This is a genomic window from Alkalihalobacillus sp. CinArs1, from assembly GCF_947387515.1.
Taxonomy (GTDB): domain Bacteria; phylum Bacillota; class Bacilli; order Bacillales; family Guptibacillaceae; genus Guptibacillus.
The window spans coordinates 12922-36221 of the sequence record NZ_CANDOB010000003.1 but is presented as its reverse complement, the minus strand read 5'-3'; the positions used below and the strand labels follow the sequence as shown (position 1 = coordinate 36221).

Annotated in this window: 22 protein-coding genes and 1 riboswitch; of the genes, 9 read left to right on the top strand and 13 right to left on the bottom strand. The window is 39.8% G+C overall.

Annotated elements, in window-relative coordinates; translation table 11 throughout:
* The first annotated feature begins 36 nt into the window (after positions 1–36).
* Positions 37–2274 carry a poly(ethylene terephthalate) hydrolase family protein gene (locus PFZ69_RS16000; RefSeq protein ID WP_270182105.1) on the top strand — a complete coding sequence of 746 codons (2238 nt, stop codon included), beginning with the start codon at positions 37–39 and terminating at the stop codon, positions 2272–2274.
* A 45-nt stretch (positions 2275–2319) separates the two neighbouring features.
* Here the strand turns inward: PFZ69_RS16000 and msrA are convergent, their stop codons facing one another.
* The 4 genes from msrA to PFZ69_RS15980 all read right to left on the bottom strand — a co-directional run bounded on the left by msrA (position 2320) and on the right by PFZ69_RS15980 (position 6283).
* Positions 2320–2967 (bottom strand): peptide-methionine (S)-S-oxide reductase MsrA, encoded by a 648-nt coding sequence (msrA, locus tag PFZ69_RS15995; RefSeq protein ID WP_270182104.1) that lies wholly within the window; start codon positions 2965–2967, stop codon positions 2320–2322.
* 98 nt (positions 2968–3065) lie between these two features.
* Positions 3066–3179: riboswitch (SAM riboswitch) on the bottom strand.
* Between the two features lie 83 nt (positions 3180–3262).
* Entirely contained in the window at positions 3263–4666 is a 1404-nt protein-coding gene (locus PFZ69_RS15990) for a Na+/H+ antiporter NhaC family protein (protein WP_270182103.1), read from the bottom strand.
* A gap of 74 nt (positions 4667–4740) precedes the next feature.
* Entirely contained in the window at positions 4741–5775 is a 1035-nt protein-coding gene (gene fni, locus PFZ69_RS15985) for a type 2 isopentenyl-diphosphate Delta-isomerase (protein WP_270182364.1), read from the bottom strand.
* A complete protein-coding gene (locus PFZ69_RS15980; protein WP_270182102.1) occupies positions 5765–6283 on the bottom strand; it encodes a glycosyl-4,4'-diaponeurosporenoate acyltransferase in 519 nt (172 codons plus the stop codon). Before PFZ69_RS15980 ends, fni begins: the two co-directional genes overlap by 11 nt.
* Positions 6284–6469: 186 nt before the next feature.
* Between PFZ69_RS15980 and PFZ69_RS15975 the strand changes: the two genes are divergently transcribed.
* Genes PFZ69_RS15975 through PFZ69_RS15960 form a run of 4 tightly spaced genes read left to right on the top strand, consistent with a single transcriptional unit; the run spans position 6470 to position 11413 of the window.
* On the top strand, positions 6470–7975 hold the full coding sequence (locus PFZ69_RS15975) for a phytoene desaturase family protein (protein ID WP_270182101.1): 1506 nt from the start codon (positions 6470–6472) through the stop codon (positions 7973–7975).
* A gap of 17 nt (positions 7976–7992) precedes the next feature.
* Entirely contained in the window at positions 7993–8805 is an 813-nt protein-coding gene (locus PFZ69_RS15970) for a carotenoid biosynthesis protein (protein ID WP_270182100.1), read from the top strand.
* The gene (locus PFZ69_RS15965; protein WP_270182099.1) at positions 8805–9926 is read left to right on the top strand and encodes a glycosyltransferase; all 1122 of its coding nucleotides are present in this window, start codon (positions 8805–8807) and stop codon (positions 9924–9926) included. The genes PFZ69_RS15970 and PFZ69_RS15965 overlap by 1 nt, the downstream gene beginning before the upstream one ends.
* Positions 9923–11413 carry a phytoene desaturase family protein gene (locus PFZ69_RS15960; RefSeq protein ID WP_270182098.1) on the top strand — a complete coding sequence of 497 codons (1491 nt, stop codon included), beginning with the start codon at positions 9923–9925 and terminating at the stop codon, positions 11411–11413. Before PFZ69_RS15965 ends, PFZ69_RS15960 begins: the two co-directional genes overlap by 4 nt.
* A 53-nt stretch (positions 11414–11466) precedes the next feature.
* Here PFZ69_RS15960 and PFZ69_RS15955 read toward each other — a convergent pair whose 3' ends face one another.
* Complete coding sequence (locus PFZ69_RS15955; protein ID WP_270182097.1) at positions 11467–11670, bottom strand: transcription initiation factor TFIIIB; 204 nt, start codon at positions 11668–11670, stop codon at positions 11467–11469.
* A 167-nt stretch (positions 11671–11837) separates the two neighbouring features.
* On the opposite strand from PFZ69_RS15955, the gene PFZ69_RS15950 reads away from it, so the two are divergent.
* Genes PFZ69_RS15950 through PFZ69_RS15940 form a run of 3 tightly spaced genes read left to right on the top strand, consistent with a single transcriptional unit; the run spans position 11838 to position 14180 of the window.
* Positions 11838–12710: an ABC transporter ATP-binding protein gene (locus tag PFZ69_RS15950; protein ID WP_270182096.1), complete on the top strand. Its 873-nt coding sequence runs from the start codon at positions 11838–11840 to the stop codon at positions 12708–12710.
* A 16-nt stretch (positions 12711–12726) separates the two neighbouring features.
* Positions 12727–13524: an ABC transporter permease subunit gene (locus PFZ69_RS15945; protein WP_270182095.1), complete on the top strand. Its 798-nt coding sequence runs from the start codon at positions 12727–12729 to the stop codon at positions 13522–13524.
* 17 nt (positions 13525–13541) lie between these two features.
* Positions 13542–14180, top strand: a complete 639-nt coding sequence (locus PFZ69_RS15940; protein ID WP_270182094.1) for a TetR/AcrR family transcriptional regulator — start codon at positions 13542–13544, stop codon at positions 14178–14180.
* Between the two features lie 29 nt (positions 14181–14209).
* Here PFZ69_RS15940 and PFZ69_RS15935 read toward each other — a convergent pair whose 3' ends face one another.
* The 5 genes from PFZ69_RS15935 to PFZ69_RS15915 form a co-directional block, all read right to left on the bottom strand.
* Positions 14210–15391 (bottom strand): M20 family metallopeptidase, encoded by a 1182-nt coding sequence (locus PFZ69_RS15935; protein WP_270182093.1) that lies wholly within the window; start codon positions 15389–15391, stop codon positions 14210–14212.
* A 121-nt stretch (positions 15392–15512) separates the two neighbouring features.
* Complete coding sequence (locus PFZ69_RS15930; RefSeq protein ID WP_270182092.1) at positions 15513–16349, bottom strand: phytoene/squalene synthase family protein; 837 nt, start codon at positions 16347–16349, stop codon at positions 15513–15515.
* Positions 16350–16355: 6 nt separating this feature from the next.
* A complete protein-coding gene (locus tag PFZ69_RS15925; protein WP_270182091.1) occupies positions 16356–17792 on the bottom strand; it encodes a phytoene desaturase family protein in 1437 nt (478 codons plus the stop codon).
* Entirely contained in the window at positions 17789–19294 is a 1506-nt protein-coding gene (locus PFZ69_RS15920; RefSeq protein WP_270182090.1) for a phytoene desaturase family protein, read from the bottom strand. Before PFZ69_RS15920 ends, PFZ69_RS15925 begins: the two co-directional genes overlap by 4 nt.
* A gap of 83 nt (positions 19295–19377) precedes the next feature.
* Complete coding sequence (locus tag PFZ69_RS15915) at positions 19378–19896, bottom strand: metallophosphoesterase family protein (protein ID WP_270182089.1); 519 nt, start codon at positions 19894–19896, stop codon at positions 19378–19380.
* 42 nt (positions 19897–19938) lie between these two features.
* Between PFZ69_RS15915 and PFZ69_RS15910 the strand changes: the two genes are divergently transcribed.
* The gene (locus PFZ69_RS15910) at positions 19939–20436 is read left to right on the top strand and encodes a L,D-transpeptidase family protein (RefSeq protein WP_270182363.1); all 498 of its coding nucleotides are present in this window, start codon (positions 19939–19941) and stop codon (positions 20434–20436) included.
* A gap of 40 nt (positions 20437–20476) precedes the next feature.
* Here PFZ69_RS15910 and PFZ69_RS15905 read toward each other — a convergent pair whose 3' ends face one another.
* The 3 genes from PFZ69_RS15905 to PFZ69_RS15895 are packed head-to-tail and all read right to left on the bottom strand — an operon-like array spanning position 20477 to position 23260.
* Positions 20477–21271 (bottom strand): serine hydrolase, encoded by a 795-nt coding sequence (locus tag PFZ69_RS15905; RefSeq protein ID WP_270182088.1) that lies wholly within the window; start codon positions 21269–21271, stop codon positions 20477–20479.
* Entirely contained in the window at positions 21271–22173 is a 903-nt protein-coding gene (locus PFZ69_RS15900; RefSeq protein WP_270182087.1) for a C40 family peptidase, read from the bottom strand. Before PFZ69_RS15900 ends, PFZ69_RS15905 begins: the two co-directional genes overlap by 1 nt.
* Positions 22160–23260: a dipeptide epimerase gene (locus PFZ69_RS15895; RefSeq protein ID WP_270182086.1), complete on the bottom strand. Its 1101-nt coding sequence runs from the start codon at positions 23258–23260 to the stop codon at positions 22160–22162. Before PFZ69_RS15895 ends, PFZ69_RS15900 begins: the two co-directional genes overlap by 14 nt.
* Positions 23261–23300: the final 40 nt, after the last annotated feature.

The following is a 23300-nucleotide window of genomic DNA, read 5'->3' as shown; positions in this document are numbered from 1 at the left end:
ATAATGAAGAAATGATACGAGAAAGGGAGGGTAACGTTGGAACAACAGCATGACTTCGAAAGACGCAGCACGGTACATAACAAACGAAATAAAATAGGAGTTTTTCTTTCTAAATTAAAAGTTCATATCAACACCTTTATTAGTCGAACGTGGAAAGGAGCATCCTACGGTGCATTGTTTATGACGATGTTCCTCATCTTTTCGATAGGTTTTGATTTCCATACTGGACTCGGTAAAGGAATCGATATACTCATCTTCTCCCTCCTTAGTGTTTTAGGTACGTTTGCCACTTTCTTTATCGTGAGACTCATAATGAGGTTTATCATCAAACTACCGGTGTTCTTTATATCCGCTGCAATCGTTTCGGTTGGAGTGATCATCTATACACTCGATCAATTTAAAGCTTTTGAAAACATCCTTCCACTTGCTTATTTTCTTGCTGGTGCAGGCCTACTCATCGGTGGATTATTTGGTTATCCACTGGTACATGGATTTAAGAGACCTTCTTCTATTTTTATGCTCGCCCTTGGCACCCTAATAACTGGAATGTTCTTCTACTGGCTTTTCACTCCAGGAATTGTTGAAGAACGGTTAGATGTTCAGCAGGAATCTTTTTCACCAGTAAGTGAAAATCCGTCTCTAACAGGACCTTACAATATTAAGACGTTTACATATGGAAGCGGAACTGATAAACACAGAGATGTGTTTAGAGAGAACGTCGATATTGAAACATCCTCTGTTAATGGGTCAGCACTAATTGGAGAATGGTCTTCAATACGTGAATGGTTTTGGGGGTTTTCTGATACGAACCTTCCACTAAACGGCAGAGTATGGATGCCTGACGATAAAGGGAAATTCCCTCTCGTCTTAATCGTCCATGGCAATCATAAAATGGAAGAATTCTCAGATGAAGGGTATAGCTATTTAGGAGAACTGCTTGCAAGTAGAGGGTTCATAACTGTCTCTGTAGACGAGAATTTTTTGAATTCATCATGGTCAGGTGGATTAGGGGGCGATATTAACGGAAGAGCATGGCTTCTCCTCGAACATCTAAAAGAAATTGAGAAGCTTTCTGAAGAAGAGGGAACGCCATTTTATAAGAAAGTGGACTTTGAAAGAATTGCATTGACTGGTCATTCAAGAGGAGGTCAGGCTGCAATTTTAGCTGCGAAGTTCAATCGCTTAGATCGCTATCCAAATAACGCCTACAAGTCGTTTGACTATCAATACAATATACAAAGCGTTATTGCGATCGCTCCGACTGACTATCATACGTTAGCTGATCGAAAAATTGAATTGAACGATGTAAATTACTTAATTCTGCATGGATCATATGATAGTGACCTGTCTGAATTTGAGGGAGATCGACAATTCAATGGCATCGAGTTAACAGGTAGTGAAGATGTGATCAAGTCTGCACTCTACATCGACCGAGCTAACCATGGTCAGTTTAATACAACTTGGGGTGATAACGATACTTACTTTCCATTCACTCTTTTATTGAACAAACAGCCTTTGATCAGCGGAGAGGAACAGAGGCAGATTGCAAAAACATACGTTTCTGGATTTTTAGAAGCTACCTTGAATAACGACAACTCCTACCGACCTATGCTGGAAGATTACCGCTATGCGTTAGATTGGCTCCCTTCAACAACGTACATTAGTAAATATGAAGATACTTCTTATCATATTTTTAGTACATTCGAAGAGGATGTTGACGTCAATACAGCTTCGACCCCTTATATTGAATTGCAAGGAAACGGCCTATTGCAATGGTATGAAGGTGAATTAGACTATAGAAGAAATAAAGTGAGAGATAATCACGGCGTTTACCTTAAATGGAATCACGACTACTCTAGGAATGGTTCATACAAGCTTTCGTTTACCAAAGCGTTAGAAGATCCTTACGCGTTTAAGAAAGATAGCTCCTTAACGTTTGCAGCGGCGAATGTATCTGAAGTAGAAGAAGAAGTTTTTGTGGATTTCACAATAACAGCCACATCTGAAAACGGGGAATCTGCTAGTGTCAAATTGAGCGATGTGATGAGTATGCATCCTGTGCTACCGATTCAGCACACAAAAACGAAGTTCTATGAAGAAGCGCGATTCGGAGCCCTTACAGAACCGGTCCTTCAAACGTTCAACATACCGATGAGTACATTTATTGAACAAAACAACACGTTTGAACCAGATACCCTTACCTCCATAACATTTCAATTTGATCAATCAGAAAGAGGAAAAATATTCTTAGATCACATTGGCGTTAACCGATAATAAAATATAAGAGGCTTCCCACAAAGGGAAAGCCTCTTTTTTAAATTATGAAATTTTACAAGAAGACTGTCCACGCTTTGCTAAGTAGCTCTGATGGTACTCCTCTGCTTTATAAAAATTCGTTGCAGGAACAATTTGAGTTACGATTGGTTTCTTAAAACGTTTTGCTTCAGTAAGCTCGTTCAGTGCAAGTTCTGCTGAAGTCTTTTGCGAATCTGAGTTATAAAAAATAGCGGAACGATACCTAGTACCAACATCTTCACCCTGACGGTTCAAAGATGTGGGATTATGATTATCAAAGAAAACTTGGAGCAGTTCCTCATACGTAATAATCGCTGGATTATATTCGATAAGCACCGCTTCAGCATGACCAGTAAGTTCTTTATAGACTTCTTCATAAGAAGGATCGATCGTACTTCCACCTGTAAATCCTACTGAAGTAGACACGACACCGTTCAGCTGCTGAAATAGTGCTTCTACTCCCCAAAAACATCCTGCTGCAAATACCGCTTTTTCCATTCTTTCCACTCCATTTCTCCAAGTGTTGTTGCTATTTTGAACAGCTTTCTCTGTATATACCTTCTCGAGCTCACTCAGAGTTAACATGTAAAGCTGTTTGCCTTGTTCCTTATAGATACCTTTTCCTAGAAGATGGTTGATTATCATTTGTTTTTTGTCTGACGTTTTCTGCAATTCCATTCACTCCTTGAAGTAGTTTGTATGATGAGGAGTGCATATAAAAAACCCTCATCTGCCCGAACAGAAGAGGGTTTGGATTTACCGATCGCCTCTTCTTATTTTCCGACTTTCGCCGCAGGAATTGGCACGGTGCTCCCGTATAACATTTATAGGAATCCGTTGCCGAGGTATCAAAGGGCCAGTCCCTCCACCTCTCTGAATAAGAAGATCCTTGAAAAGGATTATTAAGTTAATGACAATATTAAAGGTTGTAACAGTAGGTGTCAATAGAAAAGCTTGCATTAGTGTGCTAAACGAACAAAGAAATTAAAAAATATCCGATTGCTGATACGCTAGCACCGATCAGTGCAGGTTTTAGCTTAAAGGAAGCATAAGCCATCGTGTTCAACTTAAGTATCTTGGCTATTGTATTCGTATTATCGCTAAGTGGTGACGAAAAAGCACCGAACGTTCCACTAGCAAACACAGCACCGATCACGAGTGGCAATGAAGTTCCTGTGGTAGCACCGAGAGAGACTCCTAAAGGCATAAGAATTCCCCAAGTCCCCCATGAAGAGCCAATGAAGTATGAAATGAATGCCCCCACCAGGAATAACACCGGTGGCACGAATAATGCAGGAATCCAGTTTAAGTTCTTCGTTACAAACTGAGAAAATCCTAATGCTTCAGCAGAAGAAGCAAGTCCCCAAACGATCGTTAGTAATACGATGACAGACATCATATCATTACCGCCTTCAATAAAGAACGTGACAAGGTTTTTTAATGAGAACCTCTGAAATAAATAAAATAGAAACGTTAACAAAACGGTTGTCATTAGAGCGAAGACCATCGCATCTAATACATCTGCTTCGATGAATGCCTGTACTGGGCTTTTGAACCCTTTCTCATACCCACTCCAATATGTGATTAAAAGCGTTAGGAAAATTACTCCTCCTAGTGGCAGCAAAAGGTTCATAGGTTTTGCCGGAAGATCTTTTGAAACAACAGGATGACAATCTTCCCATTTGTCATCGATTTCTTTCTCCATATTCCCTGCATCAGTAGCCGGGATCTTCGTATGATGAAAGAAACTTAAATAAAATCCGATGATAAGAATCGATATTGAGAAAAAATTGTACGGAATGCTTTGCAAAAACAATCTGTAGCCATCTCCCTCAAGACCCTGTCCTCTTAAAGAAAGGTCGACAACAGAGGACATATAGCCAACGAACGCAGTCGCAATCGGCATTAGAACAATTACTGGAGTTGCTGTGGTTTCAATCACAAAGCCAAGTTCCTGAGGGGTCATCTTCACTTTTTTCAAGAGTGCTTTCATAATCGGGGCAACCGTAACGATGCGAAAGCTCGGAGCACTAAACGTCCCGAGCGTTGATAACCATGTTAAAAATAACGCTCCTTTTTTCGAAGTGATTTTTCCAGAAGCGAATCGAACGAAGCCTTTTATTCCACCAGTATATTTCATCATTCCGATGAGACCAGTAAACATGTATAAAAAGATGATGATTTTAATGTTGCTCTCATCTTTTAAACCACTCATAATAAATTGATAAAACTGCTCGAGTCCTTCTATAGGTTGAGGCTTATGTATGAATGAAGCTGTTAGCAACCCTGCTATTAACCCAGGTATAACGAGTTTCGTCTTCATCGCTACGAGAATCACGACCAAGAACGGTACGATCGAAAGCCAATCCATTTTTCACTCCCCCTTTCCGGTTAGTTTGTGCTCGGAAAAGGGTGCTATACAAAAAGCCGGAGTAAATTCTCCGGCTACGATTGACGAAGCAAATTTGTTTTTTTGAGTTGCGCGATCGAAGACGCGCCAATTCCAAACATAGCAGTTTGTAGTTCGAACTGAATTCGTCTCAGCTGGTCTAATAACGCTTCTTCACTGTCGTCTACTGCGCTATGAAGAAGTGCTCGGCCAAACCCTGCAAGATCAGCCCCCAAGGCAATACTTTTGGCGGCATCAACACCGTTTTTAAGACCGCCACTTGCAATGATCGGCGCTTGTGGGAGTTCATTTCGAACTTCGATCAAACATTCAGCGGTAGCGTTCCCCCAACTTTGAAACGCTTCAGCTGCTTGTTCTCTCATACTCTGATGTGAACGATAGCTCTCGACCTGAATCCATGATGTTCCACCTGCACCAGCTACATCAATAAAGCCTACTCCGCTTTCTACCAACCGCCTTGCAGTATCTCCATCGATTCCCATTCCTACTTCTTTAATCCCGACCGGAACATCGAGTGCCTTCGCGACACTTTCAATTTTAGGCAATAGTTCTTTAAAATTGGTATCTCCTTCAGGCTGAAACACTTCTTGGAGCGGATTTACGTGAAGAATAAGACCATCTGCATCAACAAGCTCGATTGCTTTTTTACATTCATCTATAGTAAATCCATAGTTTAACTGTACAGCTCCAATATTTGCGAAGATGGGGATCGTAGGAGCGTATTTCCTTACTTCGAAAGAATAAGCTGATCGGTCTTCTTGAATCGCTGCCCGCATTGATCCTACACCGAGAGCCCATCCTTCTCTTTCAGCTGATTTCGCAAGCCGCTTGTTGATCTCCCATGCCCTTTTCGTACCACCAGTCATCGAACTGATTAAAAAAGGCGAAGATACTTTTTTACCTAGAAATGAAGTTGAGAGATCGATCTCATCAAAAGCAATCTCAGGCAGAGCTTGGTGTTTAAATCTAAACTTCTCGAGTCCGGTTGTAATACCTCGCCCTTCTACTTCTTCAGTAAGACATATGTCGATATGTTCATTCTTTCGTTTTTCTGTAAGATCATGTTCCATAGGTTTCAACGGTAGACCTCCTACGTTGTTCTTTTTTCTTTAATTTAGGTAAAAGTAGTTCAAGTCTGTTCCGATTGTACCGTTGAATCATGATGAAAGGGATATTTACAACGAGTGCATACCCGACCATAATCCAACCTACTAGAGGCGGGTTCCAGAAGAAAAATAATAGTGAAGGCGGTATTAGAATCCAGTGATTGATTTCCGCTCGTTTCGTTTCAACAATGAACTTGCTAACGTACGCAACCGTAAGCGCTTTAAGTTCTTTTTTTCTAAAACCCCCTCTAAAAACGCCGCCACCATCCGGTAAAATCGTTTTCCAATACTTGATTTTCAAACTTTCATATAAACTAGCTTCAAAGCTTTTTATACGATTCCTTACTATGAAGGACTCATAGAAGGAATCAGGGACTCTCAAACAGAAATAAGAGATACAAACATGTATGGCAAGCCACGCAAAAACGTTAGTTACGATCAAACCGGCAATCGATAGATGAAATACTTGCATGGGCTACCCAACTTTCATTATTTGTTTACAGTCTTTCATTTAAGGTAATAGTTCAGTCATACGTTTTAGAGCAGAGAACACACCAAGACTGTCATCTTACTTTCACAAAGGTTATACTTACACTATACAGCCGCATGTGAAAAAAGTCGACGTATAGACCTTATTTACACTGAGGAGGAGAAAAGTATGGGAAAAAAAGCAATTGTAATCGGTGCAGGACTAGGTGGATTATCTGCAGCCATTCGCTTAGCCGCAGATGGTCATGATGTAACGGTACTCGAAAAAAATGAACGACCAGGCGGGAAACTTAACAAACGTTCTGGAAAAGGCTTTTCCTTCGATACAGGACCTTCCATTCTCACGATGCCATGGGTTTTAGAAAGACTGTTTAAAAGTGCTGATCGAAATGTAAGTGATTATATGAAGATTACACGTATTGAGCCTCAGTGGAGAACGTTTTTTGAAGATGGTGCTGAGATCGATGTAACGAGTGATTTAGCAGTTATGCTTTCAGAGGTACATAAACAATCAGAGAAAGATTATTCCAACTTCCTTTCTTATTTAGATTATTGCAAATCAATGTTTGACCTGAGCTTAAAAAGCTTTTATAGCAAGAGCCTTTCTGGAATACAAGATATGCAAAAGCTTCACTCGTTTAAGGACTTGCTCGCGATGGATCCAATGAAATCGATGAATCAGGCAACAGAAAAGTATTTAAAAGACAAGCATCTTCGTCAACTGTTCAACTTCTTTGTCATGTACATCGGGTCATCTCCATACCATTCTCCTGCAATTTTATCACAGCTAGTCTATGTGCAACTTGGGCTCGGAATCTATTACGTCGAGGGTGGCATGTATAACATTGCCAAAGGGATGTTGAAACTCCTAGAAGAGTTAGATGTTGATGTTGAAGTGAACACAGAAGTTACTCAAATCATGACAAAGGATAAGAAAGCGGTTGGCGTGAGATTATCTAGTGGTCATGTGATGGAAGCAGATTTGATCGTTAGTAACCTTGAGGGCATTCCAGCTCACGATACTTTATTGAAGCAAGAACCTGGTGCTGACAAAGTGAAGCAAGAACTGAAGAAGTACACTCCTACTGTATCAGGTCTCGTCCTACTACTTGGTGTCAATAAGACGTTCGATCAGCTTCAACACCATAACTTCTTCTTCTCAGAAGATCCTAAGCGTGAGTTTCAGCAAATTTTCGACGAGGGTGTTCCGGCTGATGATCCAACAGTATACATTGGTATTTCTTCTAAATCGGATCCTTCGCAAGCACCTGAAGGCAAAGAAAATCTTTTCGTGTTGACTCATGTTCCTCCACTTCAAGCCGGAGAGAGTTTCGAAGAATACCGAGGGAGATACCGAGAAACTGTTCTCGACAAACTAGAACGTATGGGAATGGAAGGTCTCAGGGAATCGATCGTATTTGAATATCAATTTATTCCTGATGACATCCGTGAATTATATGGTTCAAACGGTGGTTCGATCTACGGGGTTGCTACTGATCGCAAAGTCAACGGCGGCTTCAAGATTCCTTCTAGAAGCTCCCTTGTAGAGAACCTCTACTTTGTCGGTGGATCGACTCACCCTGGTGGAGGCGTACCGATGGTAACATTATCAGGTCAGCTAACAGCTGATTTAATCGCTGAAGACCTTAAACTATCTGAAGAACAAACTGGCTAAGAAGGGATCTTCATTACATGCTCAAACTAGATAAAATCGTCTTTAATTTATTTCTATTTTGGTATGGATGTGGAATCATCCTCGTTGGATTCGACATCCTACCTCCATTTCTTGAATGGGCAAATGCTTTCTTCCTCATTCTTTGTGGCGTGTTAGCTACATTTTATTTTATTCGAACGTTCGGTAAGACTCTAGGAACGTCGATCAGCATCTTCATATTTATCATGAGCATGGCAGCGGAATCACTTGGTGTTCATTACGGATGGATCTTTGGTCAATACAACTATTCAGGAGACTTTGGCTATAAAATCGCTGAGGTTCCGATCGGAATTGGATTTGCATGGGTGATGGTCGTAGCTGTTACCCATGTTCTTTCTGCTCAGTTTTTGAAGAAAATGAATGACTCACTACTAAAATGGTTTGCATATTCCCTAATAGGAGCACTTATTGCAGTTCTGATCGATTTGATAATCGATCCTGTTGCATACCTTGTGAAGGGTTACTGGGGTTGGGAAGGAGACAGTTTTTATTATCAAGTTCCGTTACAAAATTTTTCGGGATGGTTTTTTGTTTCTTTCTTCTTTCATGTCCTGCTATATCCCGTTTATATCAGGATTTCTCCACAATCTCAAGAACGTTTCTTATTTTGGAAGCATCGTATGGTCGCCCTATTTGGAATGGTGATGGGCTTTTTTATTTTCTTAGGCATTCTAGATCAGCTCTGGTTTGCTGTAACGATTACTGGTATACCTACTTATGCTTTCTTGTATGCATATCGAAAAAGTATAAAAAACTTTGAGCTGTCTTCTTCTGAAAAGGTGATCGTCTAATGGTGATTAGTTATATTCTCATACTAGCGAGCTTCCTTCTATGGACTATCATAAATTCGCTGTTCATGCCAAGTCTGCGTAACGAAAAAGCAACCAGGGGTAAGGAGGAACTCGTTTCCGTCCTTATCCCTCTTCGTAATGAAGAAGAAAATGTAGTCGATCTTATCACGAATTTAAAAGCACTTTCTTATCCCAACATTGAAGTACTAGTATTAAATGATAACTCTGAGGATCATACATTACCTCTACTCACAAAACATACAAAACGTGATGATCGGTTCACGATACTTGAGGGTGAAGAACTTCCTCCTTCCTGGAATGGTAAAGTGTTTGCATGTCACCAACTAAGTGAACGAGCTAAAGGAAGCTATCTACTTTTTATCGATGCTGATATGCGTCTACATAAGGACACGATTCAAGCATCGCTCGAAATGCTTAGGAGAACGAAGGCATCTATGCTATCTGGATTTCCCGCATTTCCAGTATCATTATTATTAGAGAAATTACTCGTACCCCTTCAGCATTTCGTCGTTAACTTCCATCTGCCCCTTTTACCAGCAAACCATACAACAAGACCAGCTTTCACTGCTGCTCATGGGGCATTTATCTTAGTCGATCACAAGGCTTACAAGCGTGTCGGTGGACATCGCTCCATCCAAAACAGTTTAATCGACGACGTTCACCTTTCACGTACATTTAAGGTAAATGGATATCGCTCGATTTTAGCGAATGTTACCAAATTTACAACATGCTATATGTATCGTTCTAACAAAGATGTGTGGGAAGGGTTTACAAAAAACTTGTTTCCAGGACTCGGTCGGTCTCGTTTGCTCGTTAGTATTCTATTTCTCTTTTACGGCTGTTTTTACTTCTTGCCTGCCGTACTGCTGATCATAGGGGTTGTAAGCTATACGATAGGTGAGCCAATGTACTCTCTTTTCATTCCTTACATATTGATCACGCTCCAAAAAGCCTGGGTCGATTGGAAAACCAATCAGTCCATTCTACTCTCATTCATGATGCCGATTAGTTCACTAGCATTTATGTGTCTTCTGATCAATTCGATGATGAAAGGGATAAAACAAAAAGGATATGTTTGGAAAGGAAGAACCTACTCATGAAACAAATTGCAATCGTAGGTGCAGGACTCGCAGGACTTGCTGCATCGATTAAATTAGCAAGTGAAGGATACAAAGTCGATGTGTATGAAAAAAACGGATACGCTGGCGGCAAGATGATGCCGGTATCGTTAGGAACATACCATTTTGATTTCGGTCCAAATACGATGACGATGCCTGAAGTCTTTGATTCCGTATTTGAAGAAGCCGGTGTTGACCCAAGGAATTACTTTGATTGGATAAAAATTGAACGGCACACTAGAAACATTGATCATGATGGCAGTTCATTCATGATGAGTACAGATCCACAAGATATGGTCGACCAGTTTGAAAAGCTAGATTCATATGCAGCTAAAAACTATCAAACATATCTTGAGGAAGTCGATCGATTATACCGACTATCAAAATCGTCATTTTTCCCGAGGATGTTTCTTTCATGGAAGGACTACTTGTCCCCTTCCCTTTTTCAATCCATGCTAAAGGTAAGACCTTTAGAGAAAATGAATCATTTTCATGAACGATATTTTAAACACCCTCTAATCTTAAAAGCGTTCAATCGCTATGCAACCTATATAGGTTCATCACCTTTTTTATCACCCGCAACGTTTGCGATGATTGGATATTTAGAAATGGTACAAGGCGTATATTATGTGAAAGGTGGAAACACCTCACTTGCACGCGGGATGGAAAAACTAGCATCAGAACTAGGGGTTACAATTCATTTGGAAACCCCAGTGAAGACAGTACATGTTAGTAATGGTCGAGCAGAAATGATCGAAACGGTTGACGGTAAGGTGCAAAAGATAAAAGAAGTCATCATCAACGGTGATCTATTAGAAGTTTACCCTTCTCTCGTCAAAGAGTCTGAGCGACCATCATTTCGAGACACAAGAATTCAAAGCCTATCCCCTTCTATTTCCGCATTTGTCATAATGGTAGGGCTGTCTTCAAGACTTGATTTAGTACACCACCAAGTGTATTTCTCAGAAGACTACCAAAAAGAGTTCAAAGAGTTGTTTAACGGAATATGGCCTGAAGATCCTACAGTTTATATTTCAAATTCTTCTCATTCAGATCCTGATGTTTCGCCTGATGGTGATAACCTCTTCATTCTTGTTAATGCACCGCCTCTTTCTAATCATCATGAGATGCCTGAAGAAGCGTACAAAGAACGGATCTATGACAAACTTGAAAAACATGGGCTTCCTATTCGAAAACTAAAAGTAGTTGAGAAAGTTATCGGTCCATCTCAAATCAAGGACCGCTTTAATGCTTATCGAGGAGCTTTATATGGTATATCCTCCAACACTCTCCGAAATAGCTTTTTACGTCCTTCAAACCGTTCAAAAGACATAAAGAACGTCTACTTCGCAGGTGGAAGCACTCATCCTGGTGGTGGATCACCTATGGTGGTCATCAGCGGAAATAATGTTGCGAATCATATCATATCGAAACACGCAAAAAAAGACTCTAGAGTGTCTTACAACTAAAAAAGCATGGAGGCGCCGACGCTTCCATGCTTTTTTATTATTATGTAATAAGGTTAAAGGGTGTTTTTAAATTTTTCTGGGTTCTTCACATAGCTTTCTATGATAAAACCACAATCCGTACATAATAGGTGTTCAATTTCCGACCCTAAACTCAGTTTTCTTCTCATCGGAGTCATGACGGCATACCCTGAATGCTTTCCTTTTCCAAGATCTGTTCCACCGCATTTTGGGCACGTTGTCGTAGGAAATTTAGTCATTAAGATCCCCTCCTTATTATCCCATTTTCCCTCATCATACAACCAATTTTATCACTGATCTAATAATAGGTACATATCAAAACATGTTATTGACTAAGTAGTCAATGAGGTGTATTCTGAAATTGACTTCAGAGTCAACTATGGTTTGCGGGGGAGGAGCAAATATCATGGAAGCGGTAGAATTAAAGAATCTTTCAAAATTTTACAAGAAAAGCCGTGGGATTGAGAATGTATCACTTACGATTCATGAAGGAGAAATCTTTGGATTTATCGGTCCGAACGGAGCGGGTAAAAGTACAACGATACGTACGCTATTGAATTTACTACAGCCGACAGGTGGAACTGCGACAATTTTCGGTAAAGATATCGTGTCTGACTCGAAGGAAATTAAGAAGATTGTTGGTTATCTTCCTTCAGAAGTTCATTATTACGATGATATGAAAGCAATCGATTTGCTGCAGTATTCTGCTAAATTTCATCATTACAAAAATACGAATCGAATCTATGAACTTGCTGAAAAGCTTCAGTTGGATTTAAACAGGAAGATGGAGGATCTTTCTTTTGGTAATCGCAAAAAAGTTGGAATCATTCAAGCGATCCTCCATGAACCTAAACTTCTCATTCTTGACGAACCTACCGGTGGTCTCGATCCACTGATGCAAAACACATTCTTTGAATTGATTTCTAAAGAAAGGGAAAAAGGAGCAACGATCTTCTTTTCATCTCACATTCTTAGTGAAGTTCAAAAAATGTGCGATCGCGTAGCCATCATTAAAGATGGCAAGTTAGTTACTGTGGAGAAAGTTGAAACCTTAATCAAAAATAGTCTTAAGAAAATTAGTCTCACTATAGAGAATGGTGAAGACGTTCAATTCCCTTTTGAAGGTGTCAAAGATAAACAAACTCATGATAAGAACACAACGTTCCTTTATCGTGGAGACATGAACGTGCTCTTAAACCATCTAGCAACTCTCGATATTATCGATGTTCTCATCCAAGAACCTTCTCTTGATGAAGTATTCATGCACTATTACGAATGAAAGGTGAGTGAACCAAATGATGATCTATAACCGTGAGATGAAGAAAAATATGAAGTCACTTTTGATTTGGTCCATCATTTTAGCTGGAATTATCTTGATGACGCTCAGTATCTATCCTCAGTTTACCCAAGATCAACAGACAATGAATGACTTGTTAAGTGCTTACCCGGATTCATTTAAGCAAGCTTTTGGAATGGATCGACTTAATATTGGCTCACTACTCGGCTTCTACGGGATGCAAATTCATTTCATGACAACATTGTTTGGTAGTATTTTTGCAGTCATGCTTGCGTCGAATATGATTGCAAAAGAAGAAAATGAGAAAACGGTTGAATTTTTACTATCAAAACCGATTACAAGAGCTCGAGTAATCGCAGAAAAGCTACTAGCTGTCTTGACGAATATCGTGATTCTCAATGTCGTTATTATGTTAGTTTGTATAGTCGGGTTTCAATTTGCAGATGAAGATGTTCCTTTAAAAACATTCGGGCTATTGATCATTGGAACACTACTCATGCACATCACGTTCGCAGCTATAGCCCTTTTATTATCCGCAATCATGAAGAAAGCGAGAACAATAACTTCTGTTTCCCTTGGTCTTGTATTAATTTCGTATTTTCTTAGTGTGGTGTCAGGTATAACGGATGGTTTGGAATTCCTAACGTATTTTAGCCTATTCAAATACATTGACCCAGCAGATATTATTTCTAACGAATCGCTGAATTCCTTATACGTTGGCATTATGTTAATCGTTATCGTTTTAAGCATTTGGGGTACATTTAGCTATTATCGTAAGAAAGATATCGCCGTATAGGAAAGGAGGTAATCTGTATGTATTCAAATTTCGAAAAACTGGCAGATGATAAGAAAAAGCGAATTCTCACCATTTGTATAGAAGAGTTTGCCGATACTGGATATGAAAAAACGTCGACGGATACAATCACGGCACGTGCAGGAATTTCGAAAGGAATCTTGTATCATTATTTTAAAAACAAGAAAAACCTTTTCATCTATGTTGTCGACTATTGCCGAAAGCTGATTGGGGACAACATAATGGCCGAATTACAACATGTCGAGTCAGAGGATTTCTTTAACCGAGTAAAAGAAGTTGTCTTAATTAAAAAGCGCGTTCAATTTCATTATTTAAAAGAAACTGAGCTTGTCACACAAACACTTCTTAACCCTCCTCAAGGTATGGAAGAAGAAATTCGATCCATGCTTCAGAAAAACATCGACGTGTATAGTGACCAATACCTTGAAAAGCTTATTGATCGAAGTCTTCTTAAGGAAAATGCAACCCCAGATAAAGTGATCAATCTCACGATGACGATTCTAGACCAAATCGCTCAAAAAAACCTAAAAGCATATCAAGAAAAAGCAATGAGCTTTTCAGAAATACTTGAAAAAATCGAACCCGAGTTAGATGAATATATCGATATCATTAAATACGGAGCGTTGAAAAGAGTCTAAAATAAAATTGCGCGAGGCGCGATTTTTATTTAGCTTCGTTGGGATTTACTATACGATAAAGCGGCCGTCGCCATAACTTTAGCTGCGATTAACATCGCCCTTTCATCAAATGAAAAACGAGGATGGTGATGAGGGTATACTTGTTCTGCATCTTGGTTTAAAGCACCTGTAAAGAAAAAGGTACCAGGCACATGCTGCAAATAATAAGAGAAGTCTTCTCCACCCATTTGAGCTTCGTGTTCAGTTACTTCTTTTACATCAGGAACCAGCTTTGCATAGTTCTTCAATAGCTCTGTTTCAGTTTTATGATTGACTAGTGCAGGATAGCCATGAACATAGTTAAGCTTATAGTCGACATCCGCCGCTAAACATGTCCCTCTAACCACCCTTTCGATCTCTTTTTCCATTAACTCTTTTACGTTCTTTTTGAATGTCCTCACCGTCCCTACTAGTTGAACATTATTAGCGATGACATTGAATGCGTTCCGTGCATCAAATGTTCCAACTGATAGTACAGCAGAATCCAGGGGGTTTACTCTTCTGGATACTAACTGCTGTAAGTTGACTACTAATTGCGAAGCGATCACGATACTGTCCTTTGTTAAATGTGGCTGTGCACCGTGACCACCTCGTCCGATAATTTCTATCTCGAACCGGTCAGCAGCAGCCATAAACGGACCTTCTTTATACATGATCTTTCCCATTTCCTCTGTAGCCCTCAGGTGTGTTCCGAACACGACATCTACCCCTTCTAAGCAACCATCTTCAATCATTGCGATCGCACCACCAGGCTGATATTCCTCTGCATGCTGATGGATAAAGACGATGGTCCCTTCTAACTCATTCTGTATCGCATTTAGCGCTTTTGCTAAACAAAGTAATATAGCCGTATGTCCATCATGACCGCAAGCGTGCATCACACCATCCACCTTGGATTTATATGGAACCTCATTTTCTTCCTGGATTGGCAGCGCATCAAAATCGGCTCTCAAAGCAACGGTTTTACCAGGCTTCGTTCCTTTTAACGTTGCAACTACTCCTCTACCACCAACGTGCTCTCTGACATCATGACCTAACTCTCGATGATAGTTCGCTATAAGTTTGGGAGTTTCAACTTCTTCAAATGAAAGCTCCGGATATTGATGAAAATGTCTTCTCAGTTCTACCATCTCACTATATAAATCTTCAAGCTTATTAAATAGTTGATTCATAGCCTTCTCCCTTCTAAATGAAATGATCTGATATCTTAATAAACTAAAGTTTACCACCTTCAGAATAATAAGAATATAACAACCAAAAAAACCCTCACGTCTTCAGTGAGGGTTCTACCATCTAACTTCCACTTATTGCAGATAATAGTTCTTCTTTTTCGTCATCTGTCACATATGCGCGCTGATCAAATACATTGTACTCTTTTTTTCGAATCGATTTCAGAATCGCTCGGTAGAAAAGTGCTGAACTTTTAACTGGGAGACGGGCGTCGAGAGGGTAAAGGTCGATCGTAGCAAAAGCATTCTCATAGTGATATTCCGCTCGAGCAGCTAGCTTCTCCCACAATTCAATGAATTCTGGCGTTACCTTTCGATTAAAAAGATCTGCCGATGATACACCGCTAGCGTTCATTTCATCAGTCGGAATATAAATACGATCTCGATCAAGATCTTCAGAAATGTCTCTTAATATATTTGTAATCTGCATCCCGATGCCTAAAGAAACCGCGCCATCTGAAAGTGACTCAACCTTTTTCGGTGCTAAAATCGGTAGAAGCATCAATCCAACGGTACTGGCAACGTGATACGAATAATGTTCAAGTTCACTCAACGATTTGTATCTAGATTTATAGAGATCCATCTCCTGTCCTACAATCATATCTTGAAAAGGTTGATGGTCCATCTTAAATTTCTGAAAAACATCGTGGAGAGCAATCCACATAGGGTCATTCACCAATCTCTCACCGTTCAAAAACCGAGCGAATTGAGATCTGAACTCAGTCAATTCTCTCTCTGGATCAGTGCCTTCATCTACAATATCATCGACTCTCCTACAAAAACTATAAACGGCCCAGACTGCTTTCTTTTTGTTTGAGGGTAACAAGGAAAAAGCTTTATAAAATGTTTTTGAATGATGTTTTATAATCGATTCACAATGTTTATACGATTGCTCCAGCATTTTCACTCACACCCTTTCTATTTCTTTTACTAAGAGATCGGCACCTTGCATCACGATAGGTATTCCACCGCCTGGGTGTACAGATGCTCCTACAGCATATAGGTTTTTGTAATTTAATGGTTTAACCTGAGGACGAAATGCACCAGACTGTGTTAACGTTGGTGCTATTCCAAAACTGCCCCCTTCAAATAATCCTTCCACTTCTGCATCAAGTGGGGTCCGAATTTCCATCCATTCGATTGCTTCCTTCAAATGTGGGAAGCCTCTTTCTTCTAGTACTCCGATGATTTCATTTGCTAATGAATCTTTTTCTTCCCAGTTAGTAGCAGTACCTGAAGGCACCGGGATTAGTGCATAGAGGACACCTTTACCTGGAGGGGCAAGAGAATGGTCTATTTTTGAAGGGTGGAACGTGTAGATCGCTGGATCCTTTGAAATCGATCGGTTTTTGAAGACGTCTTTCATATGAGCTTTAAACTCATCCGTCATGAAAAATTGATGGACATCGACTTCTTCATAAATTCGGTCGAGTCCAAGATAAAGGAGCAAGCAACCTGATGATGGTGTATACTTTTTCTTCGGTGGCTTCTCAGCTTTAATCAAATTATGAATCATTGGAAAATCACCGTTAAAAACTACCTTATCATAATAAAATTCACCATCTAAGGCTCGGAATCCTTTACAATCGTTCTGATTTATTATAAACTCTTCAACTGCAGAGCCAAAGTTAACGGTAATCCCTTCTTTTTGAATATGTTTTTCTAATAGGGATATGAGGCTGGCATACCCGCCTTTGATATACCAGATACCATGCTCGTACTCACTAAAAGGTACTAGTGAATAGAGCGCTGGAGATCCAGATGGATCGCCACCGATGTATAGCGTTTGTAGTGAGAATGCATCCTGTAAACGCTCGTCTTTGAAATATTGGGAAGCTTGTGAGCGAACGTTTTGATGAGCTTTTAGTTCTAAGAGGAGCTTCATATTTTTAAAAGTAAAAAATTCTCTCTTATGAATAAAAGACTTTTCTAGAAAAGCTTTTTTTCCTTTATTAAATCTTACTCTCATATCATCTAGGTAGCGTAAAAACCCTTCTTCCTCTCCAGGAAACATCGACCTAATTTCTTCTACCTGATTTTGAATATCACTCGTTTTGGTGAATGAAGAACCATCAGGGTATATCATTCGATAAAGTGGATCGCAGCGGATCATTTCCACTTCTTCTCTATCAACTCCCGCTTTATTTAGAAACTCATAGATCATTTCTGGCAATAGTACGATCGTTGGTCCTTTGTCGATCTTGAAACCTTCCCTTTCGACAAATGCGAGTCTACCACCGAGAACGTTAGCTTTTTCGTGTATCGTAACGTTGTGTCCTTTTCTAGCAAGCATGAGAGCAGACAACATGCCACCGATTCCGCCACCAATAATTCCTATGTTCATGTGCCGCTCCTTTCTTGCTGGATGTTTTCTTGATGTAGAAGATTCGTAGTGATCCTTGCCGATTCCATAATCGTAGGAAGACCACTTCCTGGGTGTGTTCCACCACCTACAAGCCAACAGTGTTCGAATTCTTTAAACTGGTTTGGAGGTCTGAAGAACATCATCTGAGGGAGGTTATGAGCAAGATTAAACGTCGCACCTTTGTAAACGTTCATGTCGTACTCCCAATCAGTAGGTGTGTACATTTCTTCTACCTCAATATGATCTTCAAGATCGTTAAAGCCTGTTTTTTCTTTTATTTGGTTTAATACTAACCTTCTGAAATCATCTTTATGTTTCTCCCAATCTATTAAACTAAAGTTGTTCGGGACTGGAGCTAGAATATAGATAGAAGATTTCCCTTCAGGTGCCAACGTTTTATCCGTTACGCTAGCATTCTGAATATAAATAGAAGGATCTTCTGAAAGCATTTTTTGTTTAGTGATTTCCTCGACATTTTTCTTATAATCACCAGAAAATACAACTGTATGGTGTGATAAATCATAAGATTTGTTAACACCTAGGTAAAGCATGAATGCTGAACAAGAATATTTCTTCCGTTCCATCTTTTTAGGGGAGTATCGTTTTCCTTTTCCTTCTGGAAATAAGTGATTTACGGCGTGTGCAAAATCAGCATTAACGATAACCTCGTCAGCATATTCCTTTCTTCCATCTGCAAGTTCAACACCTTGTACACTTGATCCATCGATAAGAATGCTTTTAACTGCTGTTCCGGTATGGATGGAACCGCCTTCTTCTTCGATGACCCTTGCCATCGCTTTACATATTTGGTTCACGCCTCCGATCGGGTGGAAAATACCATATTCATGCTCCATATACGATAAAATGGTAAACGCTCCAGGGCACTCCCATGGTGACATACCAAGATATTTCGCTTGGAACGTAAACGAGAGGCGAAGACGCTCATCATCAAAATATGTGGACAGGCGTTCATAAACGCTATCCGTTACGGTAAGCTTAGGTAACGCTTTTAAAAACCGCCACCTTCCATAATCAAATAACGAATCGTGCTTGTTTTGTAAAATTGGCATAAGAGCCTCGAACTTCTCTTTTTCTTCTTTCATAAACCTTCTATACCCTTCACCGTTACCAGGGAATAAGTTTTCAATTTGTTCGACCATTTCTTCTCTCTTACGTGTTGGGAAAAATGACATATGACCAAATTTCAACTCATACATAGGATCTACTTCAACTAAATCTATATAGTCATGAACATTACGACCTGATTGCTCAAAAACTTCTTCTAGTATATGCGGCATATTAAGAAAGGTTGGACCCCTATCGAATACGTAACCCTGACGCTCGAACGAGGATGTACGTCCTCCTACAAATGATTGTTTCTCATATATCGTCACTGCATATCCTTTACTGGCTAATAACATAGCTGCAGTCAGTCCGCCTGGCCCAGCACCTATTACAATGACTCTTTTGTTTTTACTCATGAAAACTTCCCCTTCCAGCTCATCCGCAAAAAGTCGTACAATTGTTATACAAACATTATACAGTTACATGAAGATTTGTTCAATTATTTCGATGCTTCCGATTCGCTTTCATCAAAAAATACATGCTCAAGTGTGAAACACCCATCTTCTGATAACTCTAGTTTCCCAAAAGAATACTTTGGTTGTCTTCGTTTATAGGTTGGGGAGCCAGGATTAAAAACGATTTTCCCATCATATTCTTTATGAACAGGGATATGCGAATGACCAAAGATGACGATATCTACCCCATCACCTTCAAATAATTCCACGGAACGTTTTTCAGTTGTTTTACGACGTCCGTGTCCATGAGTAATCCCGATTCGCAATGATCCTATCTCAACGATGCTTTTCAAATCGAACTTTTCTTTAATCTGGTTATCATCGACGTTCCCATATACTCCTGTAGTTGGCGCATAGTGTATTAATTCTTCGTATACATCGATTGTTTGCCAGTCACCCGCGTGGATGATGAAGTCAGCGTCTTCAAGCTCCTTCACAAGTTTAAAAGGCAAGCTTTTCTTTTTCTTTGGTAGATGAGTGTCTGCGATAATTACGATATTCAATACATTCGCTCCTTTGTCGACTATTCCTACAAGAGGTGAATTATCTTGAAGCACACTGTTCGTCCTGGTGAAACTCTAACAAGCATCTCGGAAGATTACCGCGTCCCCCTTTGGGAAATATTACAAGTAAATACTTTACCTAATCCTAACCTTATCTATCCAGGTCAAATCATCTTGATTCCTGGGTATCCTGATCCTTCTACTATTCCCTATACGATTTATGTATCACTCTCTACCCGTAAACTATCACTTTACAAAAATGGTGCCATTGTTAAGGTATACCCTGTTGGTGTCGGTCGTATGCTTCATGAAACCCCAAAAGGTTTGTACATCATCATCAATAAAGCGCCTAATCCAGGTGGGCCATATGGTACGATGTGGATGAGCATTTCAAAAAAACACTATGGTATACATGGTACCAACGACCCTTCATCAATAGGTAACTATGTATCTAGAGGATGTATCCGAATGTATAATGAAGACGTTGAAGAGCTTTCTAGAACGGTTCCTATTGGAACGCGAGTAGAAATAGGTACTTAAACGAAGAGACACCGTCGATTTGACGGTGTCTCTTCGTTTATTATACTTTTTCACTATAGTAATCGTATAGCAATCTGCCTGCATTTGCGATTGCGTCTCTTCCATATCGATTTTCTATCAGTCCAGCTGTTAAAAACGCGTAGAAAACAGGGCCATGCTGAGTGAATAATATTCCTACATCATGCTCGATTCCTTCTAATTCGCCTGTTTTATGAGCGAGTTCCCCTTCTGAAAGATGAGCAATCTTTGAAGGAAACTTATCTTGAAATTGTTGTTTTGTTAATACTGATAATGCCCATTCTTTCGACTCATTTGATAACATGTTGCCAGAATGAATTGCCTGTAACAATGTCACTGTGTCGCTAGCACACATCAAATTGTCTTTTCCTAATTTCAAAGATTCATGATCCATCATCTTTCTCATCAATGTAGAATGGTAACACCCTAATTTTCTCATCGTACTGTTGATAGAGGAAATCCCTAGTAGATCGATCAACTGGTTTGTTGCTGTATTATCAGAGGAGATGATCATCAATATGATAAGATCCGAAACCTTCCATCCATCCTGTATAGAAAGGTGAGACAGCACCCCTGATCCCTGAACACAATTATGGTTCTCTACCATGATCGTATCGTCTAAATGAATCCGTCCATTGTCTGCTTGATATAATGCTTCAATCATAATAGGTATTTTTATTATGCTAGCAGATGATACAGGCTGTTCGGATTGTAATGTGATATCACCATCTGGACCTTTGATAAGAATTGAATGATTACCTTCAAGACCAATGAAACAGTCTTTTACTTTGTTTGAGATCATACTGAAATCTAACATCAATTTCCCCAATATCTCCTAACACCACAGAGCTCCTCTTCGTAGATCGTTCCCTTTAATGGTGTTATTTCGATTATGCGGCCTGTACTTGGAGAGTGAATCATCTTTCCATCACCATAATACATCCCGACATGGTGAACACTCCCTTTTCCTTTCTCATAAGCGAAGAATAATAAGTCTCCCACATCCCAATTTCCATCCTGTACGCGCTCACCTGACTTCATCTGATCATGAGCGTCTCTTGGGATGGTGCAACCGATCGAACGTGCCATGTTATAACTAAAACCTGAACAATCATAGCCATAAGAGGACATCCCTCCCCAGAGATAAAGAAGTCCAATAAATTTTTCTGCGTTTTTTACTAGCTCATCTCCATTTCCAACATCACCATTTACTTCAACTAATTCTGAGTGCTCCTTTTTGATCAAACTATCACCATGTGGTGTCCAAACTCTATATTCATCAATAGTGTGATCAATTAGAGGAAGTCTCGTTTGATAGCTTAGATGCATCTTATCATCACCTTGATTGGTTACCGCAGCACCATGTTTTATTATTGATACATATACTCCATCGCCATCATAAATTTCTTCTGATAGTTGCTCTGTAGGAATCCAGCCTGGGTAGCCTCTTGGATCCTTCGATGATGGCTGAGAAGGAACGATAACATGAGACCAGTCATTTTTTTCTTCTAAAATCAATACCTCATCCCCATAAAGGACCTGAGATTGAACTCGGTTTTCATCGCATAGTGCAAGGCTCGATGAATAGGAAAGTTGATCTAACCATCCTTCTAGATCTACTGGGTTATGTATCGCTTTTTCATCCACGGTTCTAGCGCTTTCCGGATTAGACCACAAAGTGGCTACTGTAGCACTTACTGTTTTTCTAGTTAATTCCAATTTGTAAACCCCCTTGTTTAACTGAATGTATACCTAATCCTGTGTATGAGTTAAATGTTATCATACTTTTGTTGTACGCTACCCCTCCATCAACATTCTCTTCCTTAAACATTAGGGGGGCATCAAAATCGAAACGCGTAATATTTTTCTGACTTGCAGCAAAGTGAGCCGCTGCAGTAATTCCTAGTTTTGATTCGATCATACTTCCAACCATACACTCTATCCCAGCGCTCTCCGCTATGGCATTTATCTTTAAAGCTTGATGGATTCCACCTGCTTTCATTAGCTTAATATTAATCAAGTCAGCTGCACGGATCGAAACTACCTGTAACGCATCTCGCGCTGAAAAAACGCTCTCATCAGCCATGATTGGAGTATTCACAGAATCCGTCACTCTTTTAAGCCCTTCGATGTCATGGGCAGGAACAGGTTGTTCAACAAGATCGAGATTAATTCCTTCTTGCTCTAATTTCGTTATCGCGTAAATCGCTTCTTTAGCTGTCCAGCCTTGATTGGCGTCTAATCTGATACTTGCCTTATTACCTGTGCGATTTTGTACCTCTTTAATCCTTTCTAAGTCACGTTCGATCGTATCCTTGCCTACTTTTACTTTTAATATGTTAAAACCCTCACTCACATATTGAGAGGCATCATCTCCCATCTCTTCAGGAGAATTCACGCTTACTGTGTAGTCTGTTTCAAGCAAATCTCGAAACCCGCCTAGATATTGATAGAGAGGTAGATTGGACTGTTTCGCAAGAAGGTCATAAATAGCCATATCAACAGCAGCCTTTGCACTTGTATTTCTTACTAAAGAAGTGTGCAAGACTTTAAAGATGGTCTCGTAAGAAGATAATTCTAATCCAATCAATTTAGGTGAAATATGATTGTTGATCGATGAAATCACACTTTCCTTACTTTCACCTGTGATCGCAACGGTAGGTGGTGCTTCTCCCCAACCAATTACATCTTCTGCAGTAACTTTCACAATGACAGATTCTGCTGTAGTAACCGTTCGAAGTGCTGTTTTAAAAGGTTTTTTTAATTGTGCACATACAGCAAATGTTTCGATATTAGTTATTTTCATCACGATTCTCTCCTTGCATATGATTGTCTGCAACTTCATA